Annotated in this window: 25 protein-coding genes, 1 tRNA gene and 1 pseudogene; 4 read left to right on the top strand and 23 right to left on the bottom strand. The window is 63.6% G+C overall.

The genetic code is table 11. The features are described from left to right. Window positions 1–7: 7 nt before the first annotated feature. The 12 genes from rlmN to trmJ all read right to left on the bottom strand — a co-directional run bounded on the left by rlmN (window position 8) and on the right by trmJ (window position 8936). The gene (gene rlmN, locus PSEEN_RS04735; protein ID WP_011532344.1) at window positions 8–1147 is read right to left on the bottom strand and encodes a dual-specificity RNA methyltransferase RlmN; all 1140 of its coding nucleotides are present in this window, start codon (window positions 1145–1147) and stop codon (window positions 8–10) included. Window positions 1148–1177: 30 nt separating this feature from the next. Next, the gene (ndk, locus tag PSEEN_RS04730) at window positions 1178–1603 is read right to left on the bottom strand and encodes a nucleoside-diphosphate kinase (RefSeq protein WP_011532343.1); all 426 of its coding nucleotides are present in this window, start codon (window positions 1601–1603) and stop codon (window positions 1178–1180) included. Window positions 1604–1692: 89 nt separating this feature from the next. Next, window positions 1693–1893 (bottom strand): Fe-S cluster assembly protein IscX, encoded by a 201-nt coding sequence (iscX, locus tag PSEEN_RS04725; protein WP_011532342.1) that lies wholly within the window; start codon window positions 1891–1893, stop codon window positions 1693–1695. An 11-nt stretch (window positions 1894–1904) separates the two neighbouring features. After that, window positions 1905–2246: an ISC system 2Fe-2S type ferredoxin gene (fdx, locus tag PSEEN_RS04720; RefSeq protein ID WP_011532341.1), complete on the bottom strand. Its 342-nt coding sequence runs from the start codon at window positions 2244–2246 to the stop codon at window positions 1905–1907. Between the two features lie 3 nt (window positions 2247–2249). Next, a complete protein-coding gene (gene hscA, locus PSEEN_RS04715) occupies window positions 2250–4112 on the bottom strand; it encodes a Fe-S protein assembly chaperone HscA (RefSeq protein ID WP_011532340.1) in 1863 nt (620 codons plus the stop codon). A gap of 42 nt (window positions 4113–4154) precedes the next feature. Beyond that, window positions 4155–4676: a co-chaperone HscB gene (gene hscB, locus PSEEN_RS04710; protein WP_011532339.1), complete on the bottom strand. Its 522-nt coding sequence runs from the start codon at window positions 4674–4676 to the stop codon at window positions 4155–4157. A gap of 8 nt (window positions 4677–4684) precedes the next feature. Further along, a complete protein-coding gene (iscA, locus tag PSEEN_RS04705) occupies window positions 4685–5008 on the bottom strand; it encodes an iron-sulfur cluster assembly protein IscA (RefSeq protein ID WP_011532338.1) in 324 nt (107 codons plus the stop codon). A gap of 28 nt (window positions 5009–5036) precedes the next feature. Beyond that, complete coding sequence (gene iscU, locus PSEEN_RS04700) at window positions 5037–5423, bottom strand: Fe-S cluster assembly scaffold IscU (protein WP_011532337.1); 387 nt, start codon at window positions 5421–5423, stop codon at window positions 5037–5039. 46 nt (window positions 5424–5469) lie between these two features. Continuing rightward, entirely contained in the window at window positions 5470–6684 is a 1215-nt protein-coding gene (locus PSEEN_RS04695; protein ID WP_011532336.1) for an IscS subfamily cysteine desulfurase, read from the bottom strand. A 45-nt stretch (window positions 6685–6729) separates the two neighbouring features. After that, entirely contained in the window at window positions 6730–7221 is a 492-nt protein-coding gene (gene iscR, locus PSEEN_RS04690) for a Fe-S cluster assembly transcriptional regulator IscR (protein WP_011532335.1), read from the bottom strand. 169 nt (window positions 7222–7390) lie between these two features. Then, the gene (gene cysE, locus PSEEN_RS04685) at window positions 7391–8176 is read right to left on the bottom strand and encodes a serine O-acetyltransferase (RefSeq protein ID WP_011532334.1); all 786 of its coding nucleotides are present in this window, start codon (window positions 8174–8176) and stop codon (window positions 7391–7393) included. Window positions 8177–8180: 4 nt separating this feature from the next. Continuing rightward, the gene (trmJ, locus tag PSEEN_RS04680) at window positions 8181–8936 is read right to left on the bottom strand and encodes a tRNA (cytosine(32)/uridine(32)-2'-O)-methyltransferase TrmJ (protein ID WP_011532333.1); all 756 of its coding nucleotides are present in this window, start codon (window positions 8934–8936) and stop codon (window positions 8181–8183) included. Window positions 8937–9088: 152 nt separating this feature from the next. On the opposite strand from trmJ, the gene suhB reads away from it, so the two are divergent. Next, on the top strand, window positions 9089–9907 hold the full coding sequence (suhB, locus tag PSEEN_RS04675) for a type III secretion system regulator SuhB (RefSeq protein WP_011532332.1): 819 nt from the start codon (window positions 9089–9091) through the stop codon (window positions 9905–9907). Between the two features lie 202 nt (window positions 9908–10109). Here the strand turns inward: suhB and PSEEN_RS04670 are convergent, their stop codons facing one another. The 6 genes from PSEEN_RS04670 to queA form a co-directional block, all read right to left on the bottom strand. Beyond that, the gene (locus tag PSEEN_RS04670) at window positions 10110–10658 is read right to left on the bottom strand and encodes a glycine zipper 2TM domain-containing protein (RefSeq protein ID WP_011532331.1); all 549 of its coding nucleotides are present in this window, start codon (window positions 10656–10658) and stop codon (window positions 10110–10112) included. Between the two features lie 121 nt (window positions 10659–10779). Beyond that, on the bottom strand, window positions 10780–11688 hold the full coding sequence (gene secF / locus PSEEN_RS04665; protein ID WP_044487731.1) for a protein translocase subunit SecF: 909 nt from the start codon (window positions 11686–11688) through the stop codon (window positions 10780–10782). Window positions 11689–11698: 10 nt separating this feature from the next. Continuing rightward, window positions 11699–13561 carry a protein translocase subunit SecD gene (gene secD / locus PSEEN_RS04660; protein WP_011532329.1) on the bottom strand — a complete coding sequence of 621 codons (1863 nt, stop codon included), beginning with the start codon at window positions 13559–13561 and terminating at the stop codon, window positions 11699–11701. A 64-nt stretch (window positions 13562–13625) separates the two neighbouring features. After that, window positions 13626–13961: a preprotein translocase subunit YajC gene (yajC, locus tag PSEEN_RS04655; RefSeq protein WP_003259111.1), complete on the bottom strand. Its 336-nt coding sequence runs from the start codon at window positions 13959–13961 to the stop codon at window positions 13626–13628. Window positions 13962–14002: 41 nt separating this feature from the next. Continuing rightward, complete coding sequence (gene tgt, locus PSEEN_RS04650) at window positions 14003–15118, bottom strand: tRNA guanosine(34) transglycosylase Tgt (protein WP_162042942.1); 1116 nt, start codon at window positions 15116–15118, stop codon at window positions 14003–14005. Window positions 15119–15132: 14 nt separating this feature from the next. Then, window positions 15133–16182, bottom strand: a complete 1050-nt coding sequence (queA, locus tag PSEEN_RS04645; protein ID WP_011532328.1) for a tRNA preQ1(34) S-adenosylmethionine ribosyltransferase-isomerase QueA — start codon at window positions 16180–16182, stop codon at window positions 15133–15135. A 108-nt stretch (window positions 16183–16290) separates the two neighbouring features. On the opposite strand from queA, the gene PSEEN_RS04640 reads away from it, so the two are divergent. Both PSEEN_RS04640 and PSEEN_RS04635 read left to right on the top strand, forming a co-directional pair. Next, a tRNA-Leu gene (locus PSEEN_RS04640) sits at window positions 16291–16375 on the top strand. Window positions 16376–16658: 283 nt separating this feature from the next. Further along, a complete protein-coding gene (locus tag PSEEN_RS04635) occupies window positions 16659–17138 on the top strand; it encodes a GNAT family N-acetyltransferase (protein ID WP_011532327.1) in 480 nt (159 codons plus the stop codon). Between the two features lie 118 nt (window positions 17139–17256). Here PSEEN_RS04635 and PSEEN_RS27160 read toward each other — a convergent pair. Further along, window positions 17257–17397 (bottom strand): annotated as a pseudogene (locus PSEEN_RS27160) (helix-turn-helix domain-containing transcriptional regulator); the annotation flags it as partial. 191 nt (window positions 17398–17588) lie between these two features. Here PSEEN_RS27160 and PSEEN_RS04630 point away from each other — a divergent pair. Further along, window positions 17589–18485, top strand: a complete 897-nt coding sequence (locus PSEEN_RS04630; RefSeq protein ID WP_011532326.1) for a bestrophin family protein — start codon at window positions 17589–17591, stop codon at window positions 18483–18485. A gap of 93 nt (window positions 18486–18578) precedes the next feature. Here PSEEN_RS04630 and phnE read toward each other — a convergent pair whose 3' ends face one another. From phnE to PSEEN_RS04610, 4 genes are read right to left on the bottom strand one after another with little or no spacing between them, the layout of a single operon-like run. Beyond that, a complete protein-coding gene (gene phnE, locus PSEEN_RS04625; protein WP_011532325.1) occupies window positions 18579–19346 on the bottom strand; it encodes a phosphonate ABC transporter, permease protein PhnE in 768 nt (255 codons plus the stop codon). After that, on the bottom strand, window positions 19343–20170 hold the full coding sequence (locus PSEEN_RS04620) for a PhnE/PtxC family ABC transporter permease (RefSeq protein ID WP_011532324.1): 828 nt from the start codon (window positions 20168–20170) through the stop codon (window positions 19343–19345). Before PSEEN_RS04620 ends, phnE begins: the two co-directional genes overlap by 4 nt. Further along, on the bottom strand, window positions 20164–20958 hold the full coding sequence (locus tag PSEEN_RS04615; protein ID WP_011532323.1) for a phosphonate ABC transporter ATP-binding protein: 795 nt from the start codon (window positions 20956–20958) through the stop codon (window positions 20164–20166). Before PSEEN_RS04615 ends, PSEEN_RS04620 begins: the two co-directional genes overlap by 7 nt. Continuing rightward, window positions 20955–21809: a putative selenate ABC transporter substrate-binding protein gene (locus tag PSEEN_RS04610; protein ID WP_011532322.1), complete on the bottom strand. Its 855-nt coding sequence runs from the start codon at window positions 21807–21809 to the stop codon at window positions 20955–20957. Before PSEEN_RS04610 ends, PSEEN_RS04615 begins: the two co-directional genes overlap by 4 nt. Between the last annotated feature and the right edge of the window lie 122 nt (window positions 21810–21931).

Raw genomic sequence — 21931 nt, 5'->3', positions numbered from 1 at the left:
GTGCTCGTCAGGGGCGCGCGGCGCTGTCTTGCGGCTCGTCGGCGAGCTGACGCACGGCAATGTAGCGCTCGCTGCGGCGGGTACGGTCGTTGACCTGGCCCACCAACTGGCCGCAGGCGGCATCGATGTCGTCACCGCGGGTGGTGCGGGTGGTGACGTTGAACCCACCGTGGTGCAGCAGGTCCTGGAAACGACGGATGGCGTTGTTGCTGGGGCGCTCGTAGCCCGAGTGCGGGAACGGGTTGAACGGAATCAGGTTGATCTTGCACGGTACGTCGCGCAGCAGCTCGATCATCTGCGCGGCGTGCTCGGGCTGGTCGTTGACATCCTTGAGCAGGGTGTACTCGATGGTGAGCACGCGCTTGCCGCCGAGCGTGGACATGTAGCCCATACACGACTCCAGCAGCATCTTCAGCGGGTACTTCTTGTTGATCGGTACCAGCTTGTTGCGCAGCTCGTCGTTCGGTGCGTGCAGCGACAGCGCCAGCGACACGTCGATGTGCTTGGCCAGCTCGTCGATCATCGGTACCACGCCCGAGGTGGACAAGGTGACGCGACGCTTCGAGATGCCATAGCCCAGATCTTCCATCATGATCTTCATGGCGGCGATGACATTGTCGAAGTTCAGCAGGGGCTCGCCCATGCCCATCATGACCACGTTGGTGATGGCGCGGTCGATCTTGGCGGGGACGGTCCCGAAGGATTTGTTGGCAAGCCACACCTGGCCGATCACTTCGGCGGCGGTGAGGTTGCTGTTGAAGCCTTGCTTGCCGGTGGAGCAGAAACTGCAGTCCAGGGCGCAGCCGGCTTGCGACGATACGCACAGCGTACCGCGGTCGTCGGTGGGGATGTAGACGGTTTCTACGCAGCTGCCGGAGGCAACGCGAACCACCCACTTGCGGGTGCCGTCGGCGGAAATGTCTTCGCTGACCACTTCCGGGCCCCGAATCTCGGCAACGGCCTCGAGCTTTTCGCGCAAGACCTTGCCGACATTGGTCATGGCGGCGAAATCATCGACGCCAAAATGGTGAATCCATTTCATCACCTGCCCGGCGCGGAAGCGCTTCTCCCCGATTGAGTCGAAGAACTGTTCCATTTCCGCCAGGGTCAGCCCCAGCAGGTTGATCTTGCCAGTCGATGTCGTCATGGATTCACCCTCACACCCGTAAGCTTTCGCTTAGCGAGTGGTTACCTCGGTAGCTGCGAAGAAGTAAGCGATTTCGCGAGCGGCAGCGGCTTCGGAGTCCGAACCGTGAACGGCGTTGGCGTCGATCGACTCGGCGAAGTCGGCACGGATGGTGCCTGGAGCAGCTTCTTTAGGGTTGGTGGCGCCCATCAGCTCACGGTTCAGAGCGATGGCGTTCTCGCCTTCCAGAACCTGGACAACGACCGGGCCGGAAGTCATGAAAGCAACCAGGTCACCGAAGAAACCACGAGCGCTGTGCTCGGCGTAGAAGCCTTCGGCTTCGGCTTTCGACAGTTGCTTGATTTTCGAAGCGACGATTTTCAGGCCGGCTTCTTCGAAGCGAGTGGTGATCTTGCCGATGACGTTTTTGGCGACGGCGTCAGGCTTGATGATCGAGAAAGTACGTTGAACAGCCATGGAAAACTCCAGAATATTGAGTGTTGCGAAAAATTAAACCCGCGAATTATACGCGGGTTCCAGGGGATTGCCTAACCTGCAGCGTGCGCTCAGTCGGCTTCTTCGATCCAGGCCGCCTGGATGGCCTCGAGCACCTTCTCGCCGCCGCGCGACGGATCGTCGCTGAAGTCGGGCAGTGCCAGCACCCAGCGGTGCAGATCGACGAAATTCACGTAACGAGGATCGACCTCGGGCTTGCTTTCGGCAAGCTGGATGGCGATCTCAAGTACATCAATCCATTTCAGACTCATGCTGGACACCCTCAGTGCGGCGCTTCGGCGGCGTGGTTGAGCGAGTATTTGGGGATCTCGATGGTGAGGTCTTCCTCACCGACGATCACCTGGCAGGCCAGGCGCGACTGCGCTTCCAGGCCCCAGGCCTTGTCCAGCATGTCCTCTTCGAGCTCATCGGCTTCCTCGAGCGAGTCGAAGCCTTGGCGCACGATGCAGTGGCAGGTGGTGCAGGCGCACACGCCGCCACAGGCGCTTTCCATCTCGATGTGGTGCTCGTGGGCCAGCTCCAGGATGTTGGTGCCCGGCTCCACTTCAACCACCAGCCCATCCGGGCAGAACTTCTCGTGCGGCAGGAAAATCACCTGGGGCATCGGTTACTCCTCGATCTCATTCAGGTTGCGCCCGGCCAGTGCGGCTTTGACCGTCGAATCAAGGCGACGGGCGGCAAATGCATCGGTCACCTGCGACAGACGCTTGGTCTGCTGCTCGATGGCGGCGCCATCGGTGCCGGTGAGCAAATCACGCAATTCTTGCATCTGGAACGCGATGGCCTCGCGCTCGTCATCACTGAGCAGGCGCTCGCCGTCGGCGTCCAGGGCGCCCTGCACCGCTTCGAGCAGGCGTTCGGCGTCCACTTGGTGCTCGCGCAGCTGGCGGGCGTGCTTGTCGGCGCCGGCGTGCTCGAAGGAATCCTTGAGCATTCGGGCGATCTCGCCGTCGGTCAGGCCGTAGGACGGCTTGACCTGGATGCTCGACTCCACGCCCGAGCCCAGCTCGCGGGCCGCGACGCTGAGCAGGCCGTCGGCGTCGACCTGGAAGGTGACACGGATCTTCGCCGCGCCCGCCACCATGGCCGGGATACCGCGCAGTTCGAAGCGCGCCAGCGAGCGGCAGTCGCTGATCAGTTCGCGCTCACCCTGCAGCACGTGGATCATCATGGCCGACTGGCCATCTTTATACGTGGTGAATTCCTGGGCGCGCGCCACGGGAATCGTGGTGTTGCGCGGGATCACCTTCTCCATCAGGCCGCCCATGGTCTCGAGACCGAGGGACAACGGGATGACGTCGAGCAGCAGCAGTTCGCCACCCTCGCGGCGGTTGCCAGCAAGCGTGTCGGCCTGGATCGCGGCGCCAATGGCGACCACCTGGTCCGGGTCGATGGAGGTCAGCGGGGTTCGCCCGAACAGGCTACCGACCGCCTCGCGCACACGCGGCACGCGGGTCGAACCACCGACCATCACCACCGCGCCGACTTCTTCCAGCTCGATGCCGCTGTCGCGCACGGCGCGGCGGCAGGCCTTGAGGCTGCGGGCGATCATCGGCTCGATCATGGCTTCGAAAGCGCCACGGGTCAGCTCGCCCTGCCAGGCGCCATGCTGGACGCTGACCGCTTCGCTGTCGGTCAAGGCTTCCTTGGCGGCGCAGGCAGTCTGCAGCAGCAGGCGCTGGGTGGCCGGGTCGAGGTCGGCGGACAAGCCGGCCTGCTCGATGATCCAGCCGGCGATCGCGTGGTCGAAGTCGTCACCGCCCAGGGCCGTGTCGCCCCCGGTGGCCAGGACTTCGAAGACACCGGCGGTCAGGCGCAGGATGGAGATGTCGAAGGTACCACCGCCCAGGTCGAAGATCGCCACGACGCCTTCGGCATGCTGGTCCAGGCCATAGGCCACGGCTGCCGCGGTCGGCTCGTTGAGCAGGCGCAAGACATTGAGGCCGGCCAGCTTGGCGGCGTCCTTGGTGGCCTGGCGTTGGGCATCATCGAAATAGGCAGGCACAGTGATCACCGCACCGACCAGTTCACCACCGAGCGTGTCCTCGGCGCGCTGACGCAGCACCTTGAGGATGTCGGCCGACACTTCCACCGGGCTTTTCGGCCCCTGGACGGTGTCGATGAACGGCATGTGCGACTCGCCGCCGACAAAGCGGTACGGCAGCTGCTCGCCCAACTGCTTGACGTCCGCCAGGCCACGCCCCATCAGGCGCTTGACCGACAGGATGCTGTTGAGCGGGTCGCTGGGGGCGGCTTCGCGCGCGCCCAGACCGACTTCCACACCATTGGCGAGATAACGCACAGCGGACGGCAGGATAACGTTGCCCTGCGCATCGGGCAGCGGTTCGCTGCGCCCGCTGCGCAACGCGGCGACGAGGGAGTTGGTGGTGCCCAGGTCGATGCCCACCGCCAGGCGGCGCTGGTGCGGCTGGGGGCTCTGACCGGGTTCGGCGATCTGCAGTAGGGCCATGCTTATCTGAGTACCTTAGGCGTCGTCACGGCAACGCCGGGATTAATCGTCGAGGCGCTCTTCCAGTTGGCGCACTTCTTGGGCGAGCTTGTCGAGGAACTGCATGCGGCGCATCAGGCGTTCGGCCTTGTCGCGCTGGGCAGCGTCATCCCAACAGTCGGCGAAGTCATCGTTCAGCGTGTCCTGAGCGACTTTGAGCCGCTTCTTGAACACACCGACACCGTCGAGATCGGCTTCGTCCTGCAGCTCTTCGAGCTCTTCGCGCCACTGCATCTGCTGCAGCAGGAAGTCCGGGTCGTGCACGGTGACTTCCTGGGGCACTTCGTGGCCACCGATGGCCAGCAGGTAACGGGCGCGCCGCGGCGCGCTGCGCAAGGTCTGGTAGGCGTCGTTCAGCGCGGCGGACTTTTCCAGGGCAACCCGCTGCTCGCGCTCGGAGGCGTCGGCGAAGCGGTCAGGATGGACCTCGCGAGCCAGTTCGCGGTAGCGAACGGCCAGCTTGTCGAGGTCCAGGCGGAAGGCCGGCTGCAGGTCGAACAGGGCGTAATGGCAAGGAGTACCCACGTCAAGCCTCAGACATTGAAGCTTTCGCCGCAGCCACACTCACCGCGCACGTTGGGGTTGTTGAACTTGAAGCCTTCGTTCAACCCTTCCTTGACGAAGTCCAGCTCGGTGCCATCGAGATAGACCAGGCTTTTCGGGTCGATGATGACCTTCACGCCATGGTTCTCGAACACCTGGTCTTCTTCTGCCAGTTCATCAACGAACTCCAGCACGTAGGCCAGGCCCGAGCAGCCGGTGGTGCGCACGCCCAGGCGAATGCCCTCACCCTTGCCGCGCCCGTCGAGGGAGCGGCGAATGTGGTTGGCGGCGGCTTCTGTCATGCTGATAGCCATCAGAACTCCTTACCTTGCGTCAGGCGACTCAGATCAAGCCTTTTTTCTGCTTGTAATCGCGAACAGCGGCCTTGATGGCATCTTCGGCGAGCACGGAGCAGTGGATCTTGACCGGCGGCAACGCCAGCTCTTCAGCCAGCTGGGTGTTCTTGATGGTCTCGGCTTCGTCCAGGGTCTTGCCCTTCATCCACTCGGTGGCGAGGGAGCTGGAGGCGATGGCCGAACCGCAGCCGTAAGTCTTGAACTTGGCGTCTTCGATGACGCCCTGCTCGTTGACCTTGATCTGCAGACGCATCACGTCACCGCAGGCCGGGGCGCCGACCATGCCGGTGCCAACATCCGGATCATCGGCGTTCATCTTGCCGACGTTGCGCGGGTTTTCGTAGTGGTCGATGACCTTTTCACTGTATGCCATGGTGCAATTCCTTCCTCATCAGGGAGCCGCTCTTGCCGGCGACTGCTTAGTGGGCGGCCCACTCGATCTTGGAGATGTCGACGCCGTCTTTGTACATGTCCCACAGCGGCGACAATTCACGCAGCTTGTTGACTGCCTTGCAGACTTCCTGCGCGGCGTAGTCGACTTCTTCCTCGGTGGTGAAGCGGCCGAAGGAGAAGCGGATCGAGCTGTGCGCCAGTTCGTCGTTGCGACCCAGGGCACGCAGGACGTAGGACGGTTCGAGCGAAGCGGAGGTGCAGGCCGAACCGGACGATACGGCGATATCCTTCAGGGACATCAGCAGCGACTCGCCTTCGACGTAGTTGAAGCTCAGGTTCAGGTTGTGCGGCACGCGGGCGGTCTGGCTGCCGTTGACGTACAGCTCTTCGAGGTCCGAGACCTGCTTGAAGAAGCGGTCGCTCAGGGCCTTGATGCGCACGTTTTCAGCGGCCATTTCCTGCTTGGCGATGGCGAAGGCTTCGCCCATGCCGACGATCTGGTGGGTTGGCAGGGTGCCCGAACGCATGCCGCGCTCATGGCCACCGCCGTGAATGATGGCTTCCAGGCGCACCCGCGGCTTGCGGCTGACGTACAGCGCGCCGATGCCTTTCGGGCCGTAGACCTTGTGCGCCGAGAACGACATCAGGTCGACCTTCAGCTTTTGCACGTCGATCTCGACCTTGCCCGCCGACTGGGCGGCGTCGACATGGAACAGCACGCCGCGCGAACGGGTCAGTTCACCAATGGCGGCGATGTCGTTGATCGAGCCGACTTCGTTGTTCACGTGCATCAGCGAGACCAGGATGGTGTCGTCGCGCAGGGCGGCTTCAACCATGGCCGGGGTGACGATGCCGTCTTCGCCGGGCTCCAGGTAGGTGACTTCGAAACCTTCACGCTCGAGCTGGCGAGCGGTGTCCAGGACCGCCTTGTGCTCGATCTTGGAGGTGATGATGTGCTTGCCCTTGGTCTGATAGAAGTGCGCCACGCCCTTGAGCGCCAGGTTGTCGGACTCGGTGGCACCGCTGGTCCAGACGATTTCGCGCGGGTCGGCGTTGATCAGCTCGGCGACCTGGCGGCGGCCGTTCTCGACTGCTTCTTCAGCCTTCCAGCCAAACACGTGGGAACGCGAGGCCGGGTTACCGAAGTTCCCGTCGACCAGCAGGCACTCGGCCATCTTCTGGGCGACACGGGGATCGACCGGGGTGGTCGCGGAGTAATCGAGGTAGATCGGCAACTTCATTGAGTATCTCCTATCAGGCGGTGGCGTCGCTCGTCGCTGCTGTTTTCAGTCGACGGCGGACGTCTCAATCTTGTCCAGCAGGGCAACCCGGCCGGCGACACGGCGCAGGTCTTGGCGCTGGGCGACTTCCTGCACCTCGCGGCGCATGACGAGGTCGGCCAGGCTGATGCCGCTGAGGAATTCGTGGATCTGCTGGCTCAGGTCGCACCACAGGTGGTGGGTCAGGCAGGTATCACCGGCATGGCAATCCCCCAGGCCCTGGCAACGGGTGGCATCGACCGATTCGTTGACCGCGTCGATGACCTGGGCCACCTGGATGGTTTCCATGCCGCGCGACAGCTGGTAGCCGCCGCCCGGGCCGCGAACGCTGGAAACCAGGCTGCTGCGGCGCAGCTTGGCGAACAGCTGTTCCAGATAAGAGAGGGAAATGCCCTGGCGCTCGGAAATATCGGCCAAAGACACCGGCCCATGCTGCGCGTGCAACGCCAGGTCGAGCATGGCGGTCACGGCGTATCGGCCTTTGGTAGTCAGTCGCATGGCGTGTGGTTACCACGGGAGTTACAAGATGTGTGCGAGTATGCGATTCCCGAGCATTTAAGTCAACTATTAGACCTAGTGCTTTAGTCGGGTATGCATGTGGAAGGCGGGCGCGAGTGTAGCAGACAAGGGGCGCAAAGCACACGCCCCTTGTGTCGGGCCGGCGGAATCAATGCGACTGAGTGTCGCCCCGGGCCACCTGCTTCACTTCAGCGAAGTCGTCGGCAGGCAGTGCCGGCAGTTCCTTGGCACAGTAGTCGCTACCCATCCTGGTCATCGCGCCACACATCCCCTCCAACCGCTCGTCGACTGCCTGCAGGTGGTCGAGCATCTGGCCGATGGCGCGCGCCACCGGGTCGGGCATGTCGCCGCTGACGCCATAGGCGTCGAAGCCGATCTTCTCGGCCATCGCCTTGCGCTTGGCCTCGACCGCGTCGTCTTCGACCTTGACGATGATCCGCCCCGGAATGCCGACTGCGGTGGCGCCGGCCGGCACCGCCTTGGTGACCACGGCGTTGGAGCCGATCTTGGCACCGGCACCGACAGTGAACGGCCCCAGCACCTTGGCGCCAGCCCCCACCACCACGCCATCCTCCAACGTGGGGTGGCGCTTGCCCTTGTTCCAGCTGGTGCCGCCCAGGGTCACACCCTGGTAGAGCGTGACGTCATCGCCAATCTCGGCGGTCTCGCCAATGACGATGCCCATGCCGTGGTCAATAAAGAAGCGCCGGCCGATGGTGGCACCGGGGTGAATCTCGATGCCGGTCATCCAGCGACCGAAGTTCGACACCAGGCGCGCCAGCCACTTGAAGTCGCGGACCCACAGGGCGTGCCCCAGCCGATGCAGCCAGATCGCATGCATGCCGGGGTAGCAGGTCAGTACTTCGAAGGCATTGCGCGCCGCCGGGTCACGATGGAAAACACTCTGGATATCTTCACGCAGACGCTCGAACATCGGTTCAGTCCTTCCGTTTATGCGGCTCGCCCCGTGCGACTTTCTGGGTCTCGGTGAGGATGCCGCGCAAAATGCTCATTTCCGGACGCTCGACCGAGCTTCGCCCATACAGCCGGCGCAGGCGCGCCATCAGGTGCTTGGGTTTCTCGGGGTCAAGGAAGCCGATGTCCACCAGGGTTTTCTCCAGGTGGTCATAGAACAACTCCATTTCGTCCATGGTCGCCAGCTCGCTGGCGTCGACCTTCTCGACCTTGGTCGCCGCGCCCTGCCCTGCCAGCCAGGCCATGCGCACCTCGTAGGAGAGCACCTGGACGGCGGCGGCCAGATTCAGCGAGCTGAAGTCGGGGTTCGAGGGAATGTGCACGTGGAAGTGACATCGCTGCAGTTCTTCGTTGGTCAGGCCGGCGTGCTCACGCCCGAACACCAGGGCGATCTCCTCACCGCCGACGGCATGCGTCACGGCCTTGGCCCCGCACTCCCGGGGGTCGATCAACGGCCAGGGGATGCTGCGCTCGCGGGCACTGGTGCCCATGACCAGGCTGCAGCCGACCAGCGCCTGCTCAAGCGTATCGACCACCTGGACATTGTCGAGCAGATCATCGGCGCCAGAGGCCCGCGCCGAGGCTTCGGCAGAGGGAAATGCCTTCGGCTGCACCAGCACCAGGCGCGACAGGCCCATGTTTTTCATGGCACGCGCAGCGCCGCCGATGTTGCCGGGATGGCTGGTATTGACCAGGACAACACGAATATTTTGCAGCAAGGTGTCGTGCTCTCGGATGCAGATAATATGAGGGTTCGATCTTACAGAACCGACCAGCGTAACGCCATGAAAGCAAATGTGACACTTCAGTCGTTAAAGTTTTCTGCTAGAATGGTCGGCTTTCTTCTTTAACATCTCCAGGTGACCTTCCCATGCAGCCTATGCTGAATATCGCCCTGCGCGCGGCTCGCAGCGCCAGTGAACTGATTTTCCGCTCCATCGAACGCCTGGACAGCATCAAAGTCGACGAAAAGCAGGCCAAGGACTACGTGTCCGAGGTGGACCGCGCCGCCGAGAAGGTCATCGTCGACGCCCTGCGCAAAGCCTACCCGAACCACTCGATCCAGGGTGAAGAGACCGGCCTGCACGCCGGCAAAGGCGAAGAAGGCAAGGATTACCTGTGGATCATCGATCCGCTGGACGGCACCACCAACTTCCTGCGTGGCGTGCCGCACTTCGCCGTCAGCATCGCCTGCAAATACCGCGGCCGCCTCGAGCACGCCGTGGTCCTCGACCCAGTTCGCCAGGAAGAATTCACCGCCAGCCGTGGCCGTGGCGCCCAACTGAACGGCCGCCGCATCCGCGTCAGCTCGCGCACCAGCCTGGAAGGCGCGCTGCTGGGCACCGGCTTCCCGTTCCGTGACAACCAGATGGCCGACCTGGACAACTACCTGGGCATGTTCCGCGCCCTGACCGGCCAGACCGCCGGCATCCGCCGCGCCGGCTCCGCCAGCCTGGACCTGGCCTATGTAGCCGCCGGCCGCTTCGACGCCTTCTGGGAGTCGGGCCTGTCCGACTGGGACATGGCTGCAGGCGTGCTGCTGATCCAGGAAGCTGGTGGCCTGGTGAGCGACTTCAACGGTGGCCACGACTTCCTCGAGAAGGGTCACATCGTCGCGGGCAACATCAAGTGCTTCAAGGCCGTGCTGACTGCCATCCAGCCGCACCTGCCCGAGTACATGAAGCGCTAAGCGCCGATTGCACGCGCAAAAAAGCACCCCTCGGGGTGCTTTTTTTATGTCCGCGCCCATCGCTTTGTGGGAGCGGCCTTGTGTCGCGAAAGGGGCGCGAAGCGGCCCCAGGATCTGCGGTCTGCCGCGAGATTGTCGGGGCTGCTTCGCAGCCCTTTCGCGACGCAAGGCCGCTCCCACACAAGAGCAGCCTGCAAACGGCTTACTGCCCCGGCTGGTTCTGGCTCAGGACCAGCTTGCCGTTCTTGTCCAGCGGGATGGTCGAGCCCGGCTCGTGATCCATCTTCACCTTGCCCACCTGGTCACCGATGGTATAGGTCACGTTGTAACCCACGACCTTGTCGCTGATGTCATTGACCGTGTTACAGCGCGTCTGCGTGGTGGTGTAGGTGTCACGCTCCTGCATGCCTTCCTGCACCTTGTTACCGGCATAGCCGCCACCGACCGCACCGGCCACGGTGGCAATCTTCTTGCCGGTACCGCCGCCAATCTGGTTACCCAGCAAGCCACCGGCGATGGCACCGACCACCGTACCGGCGATCTGGTGCTGGTCCTTGACCGGCGCCTGGCGCGTCACGGTGACATCCTTGCAGACCTCACGCGGCGTCTTTACCTGCTGCTTGATCGGCTGCACGTCGGTGACCTGGGCGTATTCAGGCCCCTTGTTCACCAAGCTGTAGGTCGCCACAGCACCTCCGGCGGTGACACCGACAGCACCCAGAACCGCACCCACCAGCATTGATTTGTTCACGTGAACCTCCTGATCGTACCTGCGGGCTCCGGCCCGCCTTCTTCCCAGCCTTGGAGCAAAAAAAAAGGCGCGAGTTCAACACTCGCGCCTCTCTTTACGCCAAATGGCGTGGGAAAAACCCTTACGGACGGTCGTCCACACCGTCGGTCTTGGCCGGCGGGATCAGGTCTTCGCTGCTCAGATTCAGCCAGATCAGCACCACGTTGGCGATGTAGATCGACGAGTAGGTACCCGCCATGACACCGATGAACAGCGCCAGGGAGAAGCCGAACAGGTTGTCGCCACCAAAGAACAGCAGCGCGGCGATGGCCAGCAAGGTCGACACCGAGGTGGCGACGGTACGCAGCAGGGTCTGGGTGGTCGAGATGTTGATGTTCTCGATCAGCGAGGCCTTGCGCAGTACGCGGAAGTTCTCACGCACCCGGTCGAACACGACGATGGTGTCGTTCAGCGAGTAGCCGATGATCGCCAGCACCGCCGCCAGCACCGTCAGGTCGAAGGTGATCTGGAAGAACGACAGGATACCGAGGGTAACGACCACGTCGTGGATCAACGAGATGATCGCGCCCACCGCGAACTTCCACTGGAAGCGGAACGCCAGGTAGATCAGGATGCCGCCCAGGGCCAGCAGCATGCCCAGGCCGCCTTGGTCGCGCAGCTCTTCACCCACCTGCGGGCCGACGAACTCGACCCGCTTGATGGTGGCCGGGTTGTCGCCGCCCACCTTCTGCAGGGCCTCGGCCACCTTGTTGCCCAGCAGCGGGTCGTCGCCCGGCATGCGCACCAGCAGGTCGGTGGTGGCGCCGAAGCTCTGCACCACCGCCTCGTGGAAGCCGGAGCTGACCAGTTCGGTCCGCACCTTCTCCAGGTCCGCCGGGCGCTCGTAGGTGAGCTCGATCAGCGTGCCGCCGGTGAAGTCCAGGCCGAAGTTCAGGCCCTTGTGCCACCAGCTGAACAGCGCCAGCACGGTGAGCAGCAAGGTGATGGCGAACGCGACATTGCGCACGCCCATGAAGTTGATGGTTTTCATCGCAGCTCCCTCAAACCCACAGCTTCTTGATGTCACGCCCGCCACAGGTCAGGTTGACCAGTGCACGGGTCACCATGACGGCGGTGAACATCGAGGTGAAAATCCCGAGGGACATGGTGACCGCGAAGCCCTTGACCGGGCCGGTACCCATGGCGAACAGGATACCGCCGACCAGCAGGGTGGTCAGGTTGGCATCGACGATCGCCGAGTAGGCGCGGTTGAAACCTTCGTGGATGGCGCGCTGCACCGACATGCCGGCAGCGATCTCTTCGCGGATACGCGAGAAGATCAGCACGTTGGCGTCCACCGCCATACCCATGGTCAGCACGATACCGGCGATACCCGGCAGCGTCAGCGTGGCGCCCAGCAGCGACATCAGCGCCAGCAGCAGGACCATGTTGCCCGCCAGGGCGATGGTGGCCAGCACACCAAAGCCACGGTAGATGGCGATGATGAACAGCGAGACGAACAACATGCCCCACAGGGACGCGTCGATACCCTTGGTGATGTTATCGGCACCCAGGCTCGGGCCGATGGTGCGCTCTTCAGCGAAGTACATCGGCGCGGCCAGGCCACCGGCACGCAGCAGCAGGGCCAGTTCGGACGATTCGCCCTGGCCGTTCAGGCCGGTGATGCGGAACTGGCTGCCCAGCGGCGACTGGATGGTCGCCAGGCTGATGATCTTCTTCTCTTCCTGGAAGGTCTGCACCGCGACTTCTTTCTCGACGCCGTCGACGGTCTGCTTGACGTAACGGGTGACCGGCTTCTGCTCGATGAAGATCACCGCCATGCTGCGCCCGACGTTGGTGCGGGTGGCGCGACTCATCAGCTCGCCACCGTGGCCATCCAGGCGGATGTTCACCTGTGGGCGACCGTGTTCGTCGAAGCTGGCCTGGGCGTCGGTGACCTGGTCACCGGTGATGATCAGGCCGCGCTCGACCGCGGCGGAGCGGCCGCCTTCGCGGAACTCGAACACCTCGGTGGTGGCTTTCGACGCGCCGGGTTCGGCGCCGAAGCGGAACTCCAGGTTGGCGGTCTTGCCGAGGATACGCTTGGCTTCGGCGGTGTCCTGCACGCCCGGCAGCTCGACCACGATGCGGTTGGCGCCCTGGCGCTGCACCAGCGGCTCGGCCACGCCCAGCTCGTTGACACGGTTGCGGACGGTGGTCAGGTTCTGCTTGATCGAGTATTCGCGGATCTCGGCGACTTTCGCCTGAGTCAGCGCCAGACGCAGCACGGCAAGCTCGTTGCGCTCGGTGGTGGTCAGGTCGAAATCATTGAAATTCTTGCGGATCAGGGCACGTGCCTGCTCGCGGGTAGCGTCGTCGGCGAAGCCCAGCATGATGCCGCCGTCCTGCTGGGGCAGGCTGCGGTAGCGGACGCGCTCTTTGCGCAGCAAGGTCTTGACCTCGCCTTCGTAGACTTTCATGCGGGCCGTCATGGCCTTGTCCATGTCCACTTCCAACAGGAAGTGCACACCACCGGACAGGTCCAGACCCAGCTTCATCGGGCTGGCACCCAGGCTGCGCAGCCACTGCGGGGTGGTCTGGGCCAGGTTCAGGGCCACGACATAGTCGTCACCGAGTGCCTTGCGCGCCACATCCTTGGCCGGCAACTGATCTTCCTGGTTGGTCAGGCGCACCAGCGCACTGCCCTTCTCGCCCAGGCTGCCGCCTTTCACGGTGATGCCGGCATCGGTCAGCGCCTTAGTGACGCGGTCGAGGTCGGCCTGGCTGACATGCAGGGCGGAACTGGCGCCGCTGATCTGCACCGCCGGATCATCCGGGTAGAGGTTGGGTGCGGAATAAATGAAGCCGACCGCCAGTACCACCACGATCAGCAGGTATTTCCACAGAGGGTATTTGTTCAGCATCACGCCGCCCGTTCAAGACGCGGGGCGCTTTGCGCGCCCCGACTGGAAAAATGAAACCGGTAACTCAGATAGCCTTGAGCGTACCTTTTGGCAGGGTCGCGGCAATGGCGCCCTTCTGGAACTTCAGCTCGACGTTGTCCGACACTTCCAGGACCACGAAGTCATCGGAAACCTTGACGATCTTGCCGGCGATGCCGCCGTTGGTGACAACTTCGTCACCTTTTTGCAAGTTGCTCAGCAGGTTCTTCTGCTCTTTGGCGCGTTTGGCCTGCGGGCGCCAGATCATCAGGTAGAAGATGACCAGGAAACCGACCAGGAAGATCCACTCGAAGCCGGTACCGGCAGGGCCGGCGGCTGGGGCTGCAGCGTCCGCGTAGGCGGCGGGAATCAAGAAGCTCATTGGGCTCTCCTAATGGAATTTCTAATAATGGGTGCGAACAGTCAGTCCAAAGGCGGCACAGGCAGCCCGCGCTTGGCATAGAAGGCGTCGACAAAGGCGGCCAATTTACCCTGTTGAATAGCCTCGCGTAAACCGGCCATCAAGCGCTGGTAATGGCGCAAGTTGTGGATGGTATTCAGCATGCTGCTCAACATTTCGCCGCACTTGTCCAGGTGATGCAGATAAGCGCGGGAGAAGTTGGTGCAGGTGTAGCAATCGCAGGTCGGATCCAGCGGCGAATCATCGTGGCGATGGAACGCGTTGCGGATCTTGATCACCCCGGTATCGACGAACAGATGGCCGTTGCGCGCATTGCGCGTGGGCATCACGCAGTCGAACATGTCGACGCCGCGGCGCACACCCTCTACAAGATCCTCCGGCTTGCCTACCCCCATAAGGTAACGAGGTTTGTCAGCCGGCATTTGCGCCGGCAGGTAGTCCAGCACCTTGATCATCTCGTGCTTGGGTTCGCCCACCGACAGGCCGCCGATGGCCAGGCCGTCGAAGTCGATGTTGACCAGTGCCTCCAGCGAGCGCATGCGCAGGTCTTCATACATGCCGCCCTGGACGATGCCGAACAGTGCCGCGGTGTTGTCGCCGTGGGCGTTCTTCGAGCGCTGGGCCCAGCGCAGCGACAGCTCCATGGAGGTGCGCGCCACGTCGTGCTCGGCCGGGTACGGCGTGCACTCGTCGAAGATCATCACGATGTCCGAGCCCAAGTCGCGCTGCACCTGCATGGACTCTTCCGGACCCATGAACACTTTCGAGCCATCGACGGGCGATGCGAAGGTCACGCCTTCCTCCTTGATCTTGCGCATGGCGCCCAGGCTGAACACCTGGAAACCACCGGAATCAGTGAGGATAGGGCCTTTCCATTGCATGAAATCGTGCAGGCCGTTGTGTTTCTTGATGACCTCGGTGCCCGGGCGCAGCCACAGGTGGAAGGTGTTGCCGAGGATGATCTCGGCGCCGATGGCCTCGATGTCGCGCGGCAGCATGCCCTTGACCGTGCCGTAGGTGCCCACCGGCATGAAGGCCGGGGTCTCGACGGTGCCACGGGGGAAGGTCAGCCGGCCGCGACGGGCCTTGCCGTCGGTGGCCAGCAGTTCGAACGACATTCGACAGGTGCGACTCATGCTTGATCCTCTGGGCCGCGTGGCGCCGGATTGCGGGTGATGAACATGGCATCACCGTAACTGAAGAAGCGGTAGCCCTGCTCGACCGCCGCCGCGTAGGCGGCCATGGTCTCGGGGTAACCGGCGAAGGCCGAGACCAGCATCAGCAGCGTGGACTCCGGCAGGTGGAAGTTGGTGACCAGGCAATCGACCACGTGGAACGGGCGGCCCGGGAAGATGAAGATGTCGGTGTCGCCGCTGAAGGCCTTGAGCACGCCATCGCGCGCCGCGCTCTCCAGCGAGCGCACGCTGGTGGTGCCGACGGCGATCACCCGGCCACCGCGGGCACGGCAGGCTGCGACCGCGTCGACCACGTCCTGGCTCACTTCGAGCCACTCTTTATGCATGGTGTGGTCTTCGATCTTGTCGACCCGCACCGGCTGGAAGGTGCCCGCGCCCACGTGCAGGGTGACGAAGGCGCGCTCGACGCCCTTGGCGGCGATCTTTTCCAGCAGCGCCTCGTCGAAGTGCAGGCCGGCGGTGGGCGCGGCCACGGCGCCGGCGCGCTCGGCGTAGACGGTCTGGTAACGCTCGCGGTCGGCGCCTTCGTCCGGGCGGTCGATGTACGGCGGCAGCGGCATGTGGCCGACGCGTTCGAGCAGCGGCAGCACCTCTTCGCTGAAACGCAGTTCGAACAGCGTGTCGTGGCGGGCGACCATTTCAGCTTCGCCACCGCCGTCGATGAGAATCTGCGCGCCCTCTTTCGGCGCCTTGCTGGCGCGCACGTGGGCCAGCACGCGGTGGCTGTCGAGCACGCGCTCGACCAGCACTTCCAGCTTGCCGCCGGAGGCTTTCTGGCCGAACAGCCGCGCCGGGATCACCCGGGTGTTGTTGAACACCATCAGGTCGCCCGGGCGCAGGTACTCGAGCAGGTCGGTGAACTGCTTGTGGGCCAACTCGCCGCTGGGGCCGTCGAGCACGAGCAGGCGGCTGCCGTGGCGCTCGGCCAGTGGGTGGCGGGCGATGAGTGAGTCAGGGAGTTCGAAAGAGAAATCGGCGACGCGCATGATGATGTTCGGTTCGACAGGGCCGGGAAGTTTAGCCCAATGCGTGAAAATTGACCATGAAAGCCGATTGACCGGCTTGTGCGACCTCTCTATACTGCGGCGCCACAAGCCCTGATGGCGGAATTGGTAGACGCGGCGGATTCAAAATCCGTTTTCGAAAGGAGTGGGAGTTCGAGTCTCCCTCGGGGCACCAAGATCCAGAAAAAACCGACCTTATGGTCGGTTTTTTTGTGCCCGGCTTCCAGCCTCCCCCTCGCCCGCCACCTGTAGGAGCCAGCCTTGCTGGCGAATGATGGTTCGGACCACCAATGCAGCTCAATGCAGCTCAATGCAGCTCAATGCAGCTCAATGCAGCTCAATGCAGCTCAAATGAGCTTGAGGGGACAGGTGATCTCCGTCCAGCGCGAAACTCGGCAGGTACCAGAAGCCAAGCACCAAGGCTAAGCTGGCGCAAAACCTCAAAAATACGGCCTGCCATGTCTCTGACCCATCGCCCAGTACAAGCCACAGATATCCCCGCCATCTGCAGCTTTCCTCAAGGCTCGGACGAGCTGTTCTACATGTTTCCCAAAGCCACCTACCCACTGACACCCGAGCAATTGAGCGAAGCCATTGCCCAGCGCAGCGGTTCCACGGTCGTTGAGGCCGATGGTGTGATCGTTGGCTTCGCCAATTTCTACAAGGCTGAACAAGGCGGTATCTGCGCGCTGGGCAATGTCGTGGTGGCACCGACGGCCCGGGGCCGGGGCGTGGCTCGATACCTGGTGCAGAGCATGATCGGGCTGGCGCGTGAACAGTTCGCGGCTCGGGAGGTATGGGTGTCATGCTTCAACCACAACACGGCGGGATTGCTGCTTTATCCACAGCTGGGTTTCGTGCCATTTGGGATCGAGGAACGACGGGCACCGGACGGGGCCAGAGTGGCGCTGGTGCAGATGAGGCAAATGTTGAGCTGACACTGATGCGGGTTGCCTATGTTCAATACCGCCTGGGCTGGGGCTGCTTTGCAGCCCATCGCGGGACAAGCCCGCTCCTACAGGGATCGCGTTTCTTCTAGGAGCCAGCGTTTCGCGCACGGGCAGTCTGAACATGAGCCTGAGCTTGGATGATTTCTTCCACGTCACCGTCGGCCAGGACCTGTGACAGGTATTCCTGTATCGCCTCGTCAGAGTCCAGCAGATCAACTATGTCGAAAGGGGTCGGTTCGCAAGCCATGGTTGCCTACCGTGCACAATGAATGAGCAACGAGCCTAGGCCATCACCGTCTGAGACTCTGTACCGCTTGCCATAGGCCTATTCTCAACGTTCGGTCAGAAAACTTACGTTACACCCTGCTAAGACACCTACCGAACCTTGCCCTTGCTCGAACGTCGGAACCTACATCTTCCCTTCGAGATTCCCCCCACGTGAAAGCCCTCCTCGCCCGCAAATACCGCCTGGTGGTCAAGACCATCGGCTACATCGGCTGGTCGTTGTTCTGGCTGCTGATCTGGGACGTGCTGGTCACCATCGACTTCATGCTGTTCTTCAACAGCAAGTTCACCCTGCCGCTGATCCCGCTCACCCTGCTGGGGTCGGCACTGGTGGTGCTGGTGAGTTTTCGCAACAGCAGCGCCTACAACCGCTGGTGGGAGGCGCGCACGTTGTGGGGGGCGCTGGTGAACGGTTCACGCAGCTTCGCCCGGCAGGTGCTGACGCTGGTCGATGACCCGGCCGATGGGCCGAACCCCGTCAAGGCGACGTTGTTGCGCCGCCATATCGCCTATGTGAACTGCCTGGCGGCTCACTTGAAGGGGGAGCCGTGCCCGGATGAACTGATGGCCTTCATCCCGCCTCAGGAGTTCGAGCGGCGCAATCGCTCGAACAACTTCGCCAACGACCTCCTCAGTGGCTCGGCGGCGTTGCTGGCCCGGGAGTACCAGGCCGGACGCCTGGACAGCATCCGCCTGGCGCGGCTGGAGGCGACGCTGGTGGACCTGTCCAATGCCCAGGGCGGCATGGAGCGGATCGCCAACACGCCACTGCCCTACCCTTATGTGTATTTTCCGCGGCTGTTCATCACGCTGTTCTGCCTGATCGTGCCGGTGGGGCTGGTGGAGTCGCTGGGGTGGTTCACGCCGCTGGCGTCGACGGTGGTGGGGTTCATGCTGCTGGCCATCGAGCGGATCGGCACCGACCTGCAGAGTCCGTTCCGCTTCAGTGAGCATCAGATTCCAATGGATACGATCTGCGAGACCATCGAGCGCAACCTGGAATCGATGCAGCGGGGGGAGCAGGTGTCTGCGGCAAACGCCATACCGTAGGAGCCAGCCTTGCTGGCGAACCCGGCAGCGCGGTGCATGGCACCGGCTGACGCCGGTGTTCGCCGGCAAAGCCGGCTCCTACAGGGATAACACCTAGGCCCTTACAAAGCGCTGGCGCAATACATCACTCAGCGCATCCACCACCAGCACCAACACCAGCATGGCGATGATCACCGTGCTGGCCTGCGCTTCCTGGAACAGGCTCAGGGTCGCATACAGCATCTGCCCCAACCCACCCGCGCCGACAAAGCCCAGCACGCTGGCCATGCGGATGTTGTTCTCCCACCGATACAAGCTGTACGCCAGCAACTGCGGCCAGAGGTTGGGCAAGGTGCCGAAACAGAACGCCGCGACCTGACTACCACCTTGTAAACGAATAGCCTCGGCCGGCTCCGGTGGCGCATTCTCCAACGCTTCGGCAAACAAGCGACCCAGCACACCAGCCGTGTGCAGCGCCAGCGCCAGGGTACCGGCGTTGGGCCCAAGGCCGGCCGCGAGCACGGTCAACGCCGCCCAGACCAGCTCGGGAATCGCCCGCAACCCGTTAAGCAGCAACCGCGCCGCCCCTTGCAGCGGCCAGCCGAAACGGCCTGCGGCGGGCAGCGCCAGCAGCATTCCCAGCACCATCGCCAGCAACGTGCCCAGCCCGGACATCGCCAGCGTCTCCAACGCCCCGCGCCCGACCGCACGCAAGTGCTCGGCGGACAGGTCCGGATGCAGGAAACGCGCGGCATACTCGCCCATCTGCGCCACCCCGCCATTACCGACCACCGCGGCAAGGTCGAGCTCCAGATAGGCGAACGATGCCACCACCGCCATCAGGATCGCGACGATCACTAGCCCGTTGATCACCCGGTTCATGCCAGCCTCCCACGCAAGAAGCGGCTGAGCAGGTCGGCCAGCACCACCAGCAACAGGAACGTCAGCAACATGCTCGCCACCTCGGCACCGGCGAACATGCGCATCGACAGGTCGATCTGCTGGCCCAGGCCGCCAGCACCAACGAAGCCCATCACAACCGAGGCGCGCACGGCGCATTCCCAGCGGTAGACGGTGTAGGACACCACCTCGGTCGAAGCCTGGGGCAGGATCCCATAGAAGAACGCGGACAACCGCCCGCTGCCCGCCTGCAACAACGCATGGGCCGGGCGCTGGTCCACCGATTCGAAGATCTCTGCGTACACCTTGCCGAGCATGCCGCTGTAGGTAATGGCGATGGCCAGCACCCCGGCCGTCGGCCCCAGGCCCACGGCGCGCACGAACAGCAGCGCCCAGACGATCTCGGGCACGCTGCGCAGGAAGATCAAAACGCCACGCACCGGCAGGCGTAAGGTTCGCGACCACAACCCCAACCGGCCAGCGGTCGACGCCGCCCGCAGCGACAGCGCGCGGCTGGCCAGCAGGCTCGCGGGCACGGCCAGCAATAGCGCCAGGGTCATGCCCGCCGTGGCCACGGCCAAGGTCTGCATCGTGGCCTCGAACAGCAATGCGAGGAAGTCGGCATCATGGGCCGGTGGCCAGAACGCGCCGACGAAACTGGCCATCTGTTTGCGGTTCTCGGCATGAAACAGCACGCCGGGGTCGAGCTCGCTCAACTGCAACCCCGGCCACAACAGGGCCAGGCATACCAACGTCAACAGCAATCTCGGGAGTGCCGCAGGGTCGCGGCGGTCGGCACTCAGCATCTTGGAATCTGCACCAGCACGGTCGCTGTCGGCACGACCGGAGAGCCCAGTTGCTCATTGGCGTAGAGCGCATCGAGCATGGTTGGGGTGACAGCCTCGGCGGGACAATCGAAGGCGACTTCACCGGCGCGAATACCAATGATTCTTGGGAAGTGCGCCAGGGCCAGCTCCACCGCATGCAGGCTGGCCACCAGCGTCACCCCATGGGCCTGGGCATGACGATTGAGCAAAGCCAGGCTGTGGTCGGCGAGCACCGGGTCCATGGCCGAGACCGGCTCGTCGGTCAGCAGCACTTCAGGCTGCTGGTACAGCGCACGGGCGATGCCGACCCGCTGCAACTGGCCACCGGACAGCTGCCCACACTGCACGAACAGCTTGTCGACCATGCCCAGCTCGGCCAGCACCTCGCGGGCGCCGGGCACGTCGCTGGGGTGGATCAGGTTGAGCAAACCACGAAGCGTGCCCCACTGCCCCAGGCGCCCCGCCAGCACCGCGGTGACCACGCGCTGGCGGGGCGGCAACGGCGGCGCCTGGTGCACCAGGCCAACCCGAGCCCGCAAGCGCTGGCGAGCGCCGGACGTCAGCAACCAGGGCTGTTCGCCCAGCAGGTCCAGTTGCCCGGCGCTGGGCCGCACGGCGGTGGCCATCAGGTGCAGCAGGCTCGACTTGCCGGCCCCCGAAGGGCCGATGATCGCGACCCGCTCACCTTTGCCGATTTGCAGGTCCACGTTGTTCAGGGCCTGGACCTGGCCATGGCGCAGGCCGGCCTCCTGGAGACGGATACTCACTTGAGCAGGCCGGCCTCGCGCGCGGCCTGTTCGGTGCCTGCGTAGTTTTCCGGTTTGGTTTCGATGAACCGGCTGGCAGCCTGCAGGTCGAGGATCGCCTTGTGCTCGGGGTTGGCCGGGTCAAGCTGCAGGAATGCCTGCTTGATCTTCTCCTTGAGCGCCGGGTCCATGTTGCCGCGCACGGTCCAGTTGTAGTCGAAGTACTCCGGCGTGGTGGCGAAGACTTTCACCTTGCTGGTGTCGACCTTGCCGGCGGCGACCAGCTTGTCCCAGACGCTGGCGTTGAGCACGCCGGCATCGGCCTTGCCGGCCTGGACCCAGGCGGCGGTAGCGTCGTGGGCGCCGGAGTAGGCGACGCGGCTGAAGTACGCCTCGGGCTTGATGTTGTCGTTCTTGAGCATGAAGTAACGCGGCATCAGGCTGCCGGAGGTGGACGAGATCGAACCGAAGGCGAAGGTCTTGCCTTTAAGATCAGCCAGGCTCTTCACGTCCGGGTTGGCAGTGATGAACTTGGAGGTGAACTTGGCGTCCTGCTCACGCTGCACCAGCGGCGTGGCCTTGGGGTCTTTCAAGTGCACCTGGACGAAGGTGAAGCCGCCCAGCCAGGCCAGGTCGAGGCGGTCGCTGGCCAGCGACTCGACCACGGCCGGGTAGTCGGCCACCGGTACGAATTTCACCTCCATGCCCAACTGCTCAGAGAGGTACTCGCCCAACGGCTTGAACTTACGCAGCAGCTCGGTCGGCGCTTCGTCGGGAATGGCGCTGACACGCAGTACGTCGGCGGCCTGGGCGACAACGGCGCAGCATGACAGCACGAGGCCGGCAGCCAGTGCCAGTGGGCGTTTGAACATGGGGTGTCTCCGATTCAAGGGCGGGGAAGAAGTCGAGATTGCATCGCGGGGCAAGCCCGCGCCCACAGCGCCCCGCAGCCAATGCGCTGATCGGGGCAAGTATAAGAGGCACAGGCGCAAAG

Source organism: Pseudomonas entomophila L48 (genome assembly GCF_000026105.1).
Lineage (GTDB): Bacteria > Pseudomonadota > Gammaproteobacteria > Pseudomonadales > Pseudomonadaceae > Aquipseudomonas > Aquipseudomonas entomophila.
The sequence above is the reverse complement of the archived record's forward strand: the minus strand, read 5'-3'. Positions and strand labels throughout refer to the sequence as shown.

What these genes read in the sequence shown, in the direction of transcription:
- iscX (WP_011532342.1), bottom strand. Translation starts at nt 1,893, where the DNA reads ATGAGTCTGAAATGGATTGATGTACTTGAGATCGCCATCCAGCTTGCC.
- iscU (WP_011532337.1), bottom strand. Translation starts at nt 5,423, where the DNA reads ATGGCATACAGTGAAAAGGTCATCGACCACTACGAAAACCCGCGCAAC.
- suhB (WP_011532332.1), top strand. Translation starts at nt 9,089, where the DNA reads ATGCAGCCTATGCTGAATATCGCCCTGCGCGCGGCTCGCAGCGCCAGT.
- secD (WP_011532329.1), bottom strand. Translation starts at nt 13,561, where the DNA reads ATGCTGAACAAATACCCTCTGTGGAAATACCTGCTGATCGTGGTGGTA.
- hscA (WP_011532340.1), bottom strand. Translation starts at nt 4,112, where the DNA reads ATGGCCCTACTGCAGATCGCCGAACCCGGTCAGAGCCCCCAGCCGCAC.
- PSEEN_RS04620 (WP_011532324.1), bottom strand. Translation starts at nt 20,170, where the DNA reads ATGCTGAGTGCCGACCGCCGCGACCCTGCGGCACTCCCGAGATTGCTG.
- iscR (WP_011532335.1), bottom strand. Translation starts at nt 7,221, where the DNA reads ATGCGACTGACTACCAAAGGCCGATACGCCGTGACCGCCATGCTCGAC.
- yajC (WP_003259111.1), bottom strand. Translation starts at nt 13,961, where the DNA reads ATGAGCTTCTTGATTCCCGCCGCCTACGCGGACGCTGCAGCCCCAGCC.
- iscA (WP_011532338.1), bottom strand. Translation starts at nt 5,008, where the DNA reads ATGGCTATCAGCATGACAGAAGCCGCCGCCAACCACATTCGCCGCTCC.
- PSEEN_RS04695 (WP_011532336.1), bottom strand. Translation starts at nt 6,684, where the DNA reads ATGAAGTTGCCGATCTACCTCGATTACTCCGCGACCACCCCGGTCGAT.
- PSEEN_RS04635 (WP_011532327.1), top strand. Translation starts at nt 16,659, where the DNA reads ATGTCTCTGACCCATCGCCCAGTACAAGCCACAGATATCCCCGCCATC.
- rlmN (WP_011532344.1), bottom strand. Translation starts at nt 1,147, where the DNA reads ATGACGACATCGACTGGCAAGATCAACCTGCTGGGGCTGACCCTGGCG.
- tgt (WP_162042942.1), bottom strand. Translation starts at nt 15,118, where the DNA reads ATGTCGTTCGAACTGCTGGCCACCGACGGCAAGGCCCGTCGCGGCCGG.
- secF (WP_044487731.1), bottom strand. Translation starts at nt 11,688, where the DNA reads ATGAAAACCATCAACTTCATGGGCGTGCGCAATGTCGCGTTCGCCATC.
- cysE (WP_011532334.1), bottom strand. Translation starts at nt 8,176, where the DNA reads ATGTTCGAGCGTCTGCGTGAAGATATCCAGAGTGTTTTCCATCGTGAC.
- phnE (WP_011532325.1), bottom strand. Translation starts at nt 19,346, where the DNA reads ATGAACCGGGTGATCAACGGGCTAGTGATCGTCGCGATCCTGATGGCG.
- ndk (WP_011532343.1), bottom strand. Translation starts at nt 1,603, where the DNA reads ATGGCTGTTCAACGTACTTTCTCGATCATCAAGCCTGACGCCGTCGCC.
- fdx (WP_011532341.1), bottom strand. Translation starts at nt 2,246, where the DNA reads ATGCCCCAGGTGATTTTCCTGCCGCACGAGAAGTTCTGCCCGGATGGG.
- PSEEN_RS04610 (WP_011532322.1), bottom strand. Translation starts at nt 21,809, where the DNA reads ATGTTCAAACGCCCACTGGCACTGGCTGCCGGCCTCGTGCTGTCATGC.
- queA (WP_011532328.1), bottom strand. Translation starts at nt 16,182, where the DNA reads ATGCGCGTCGCCGATTTCTCTTTCGAACTCCCTGACTCACTCATCGCC.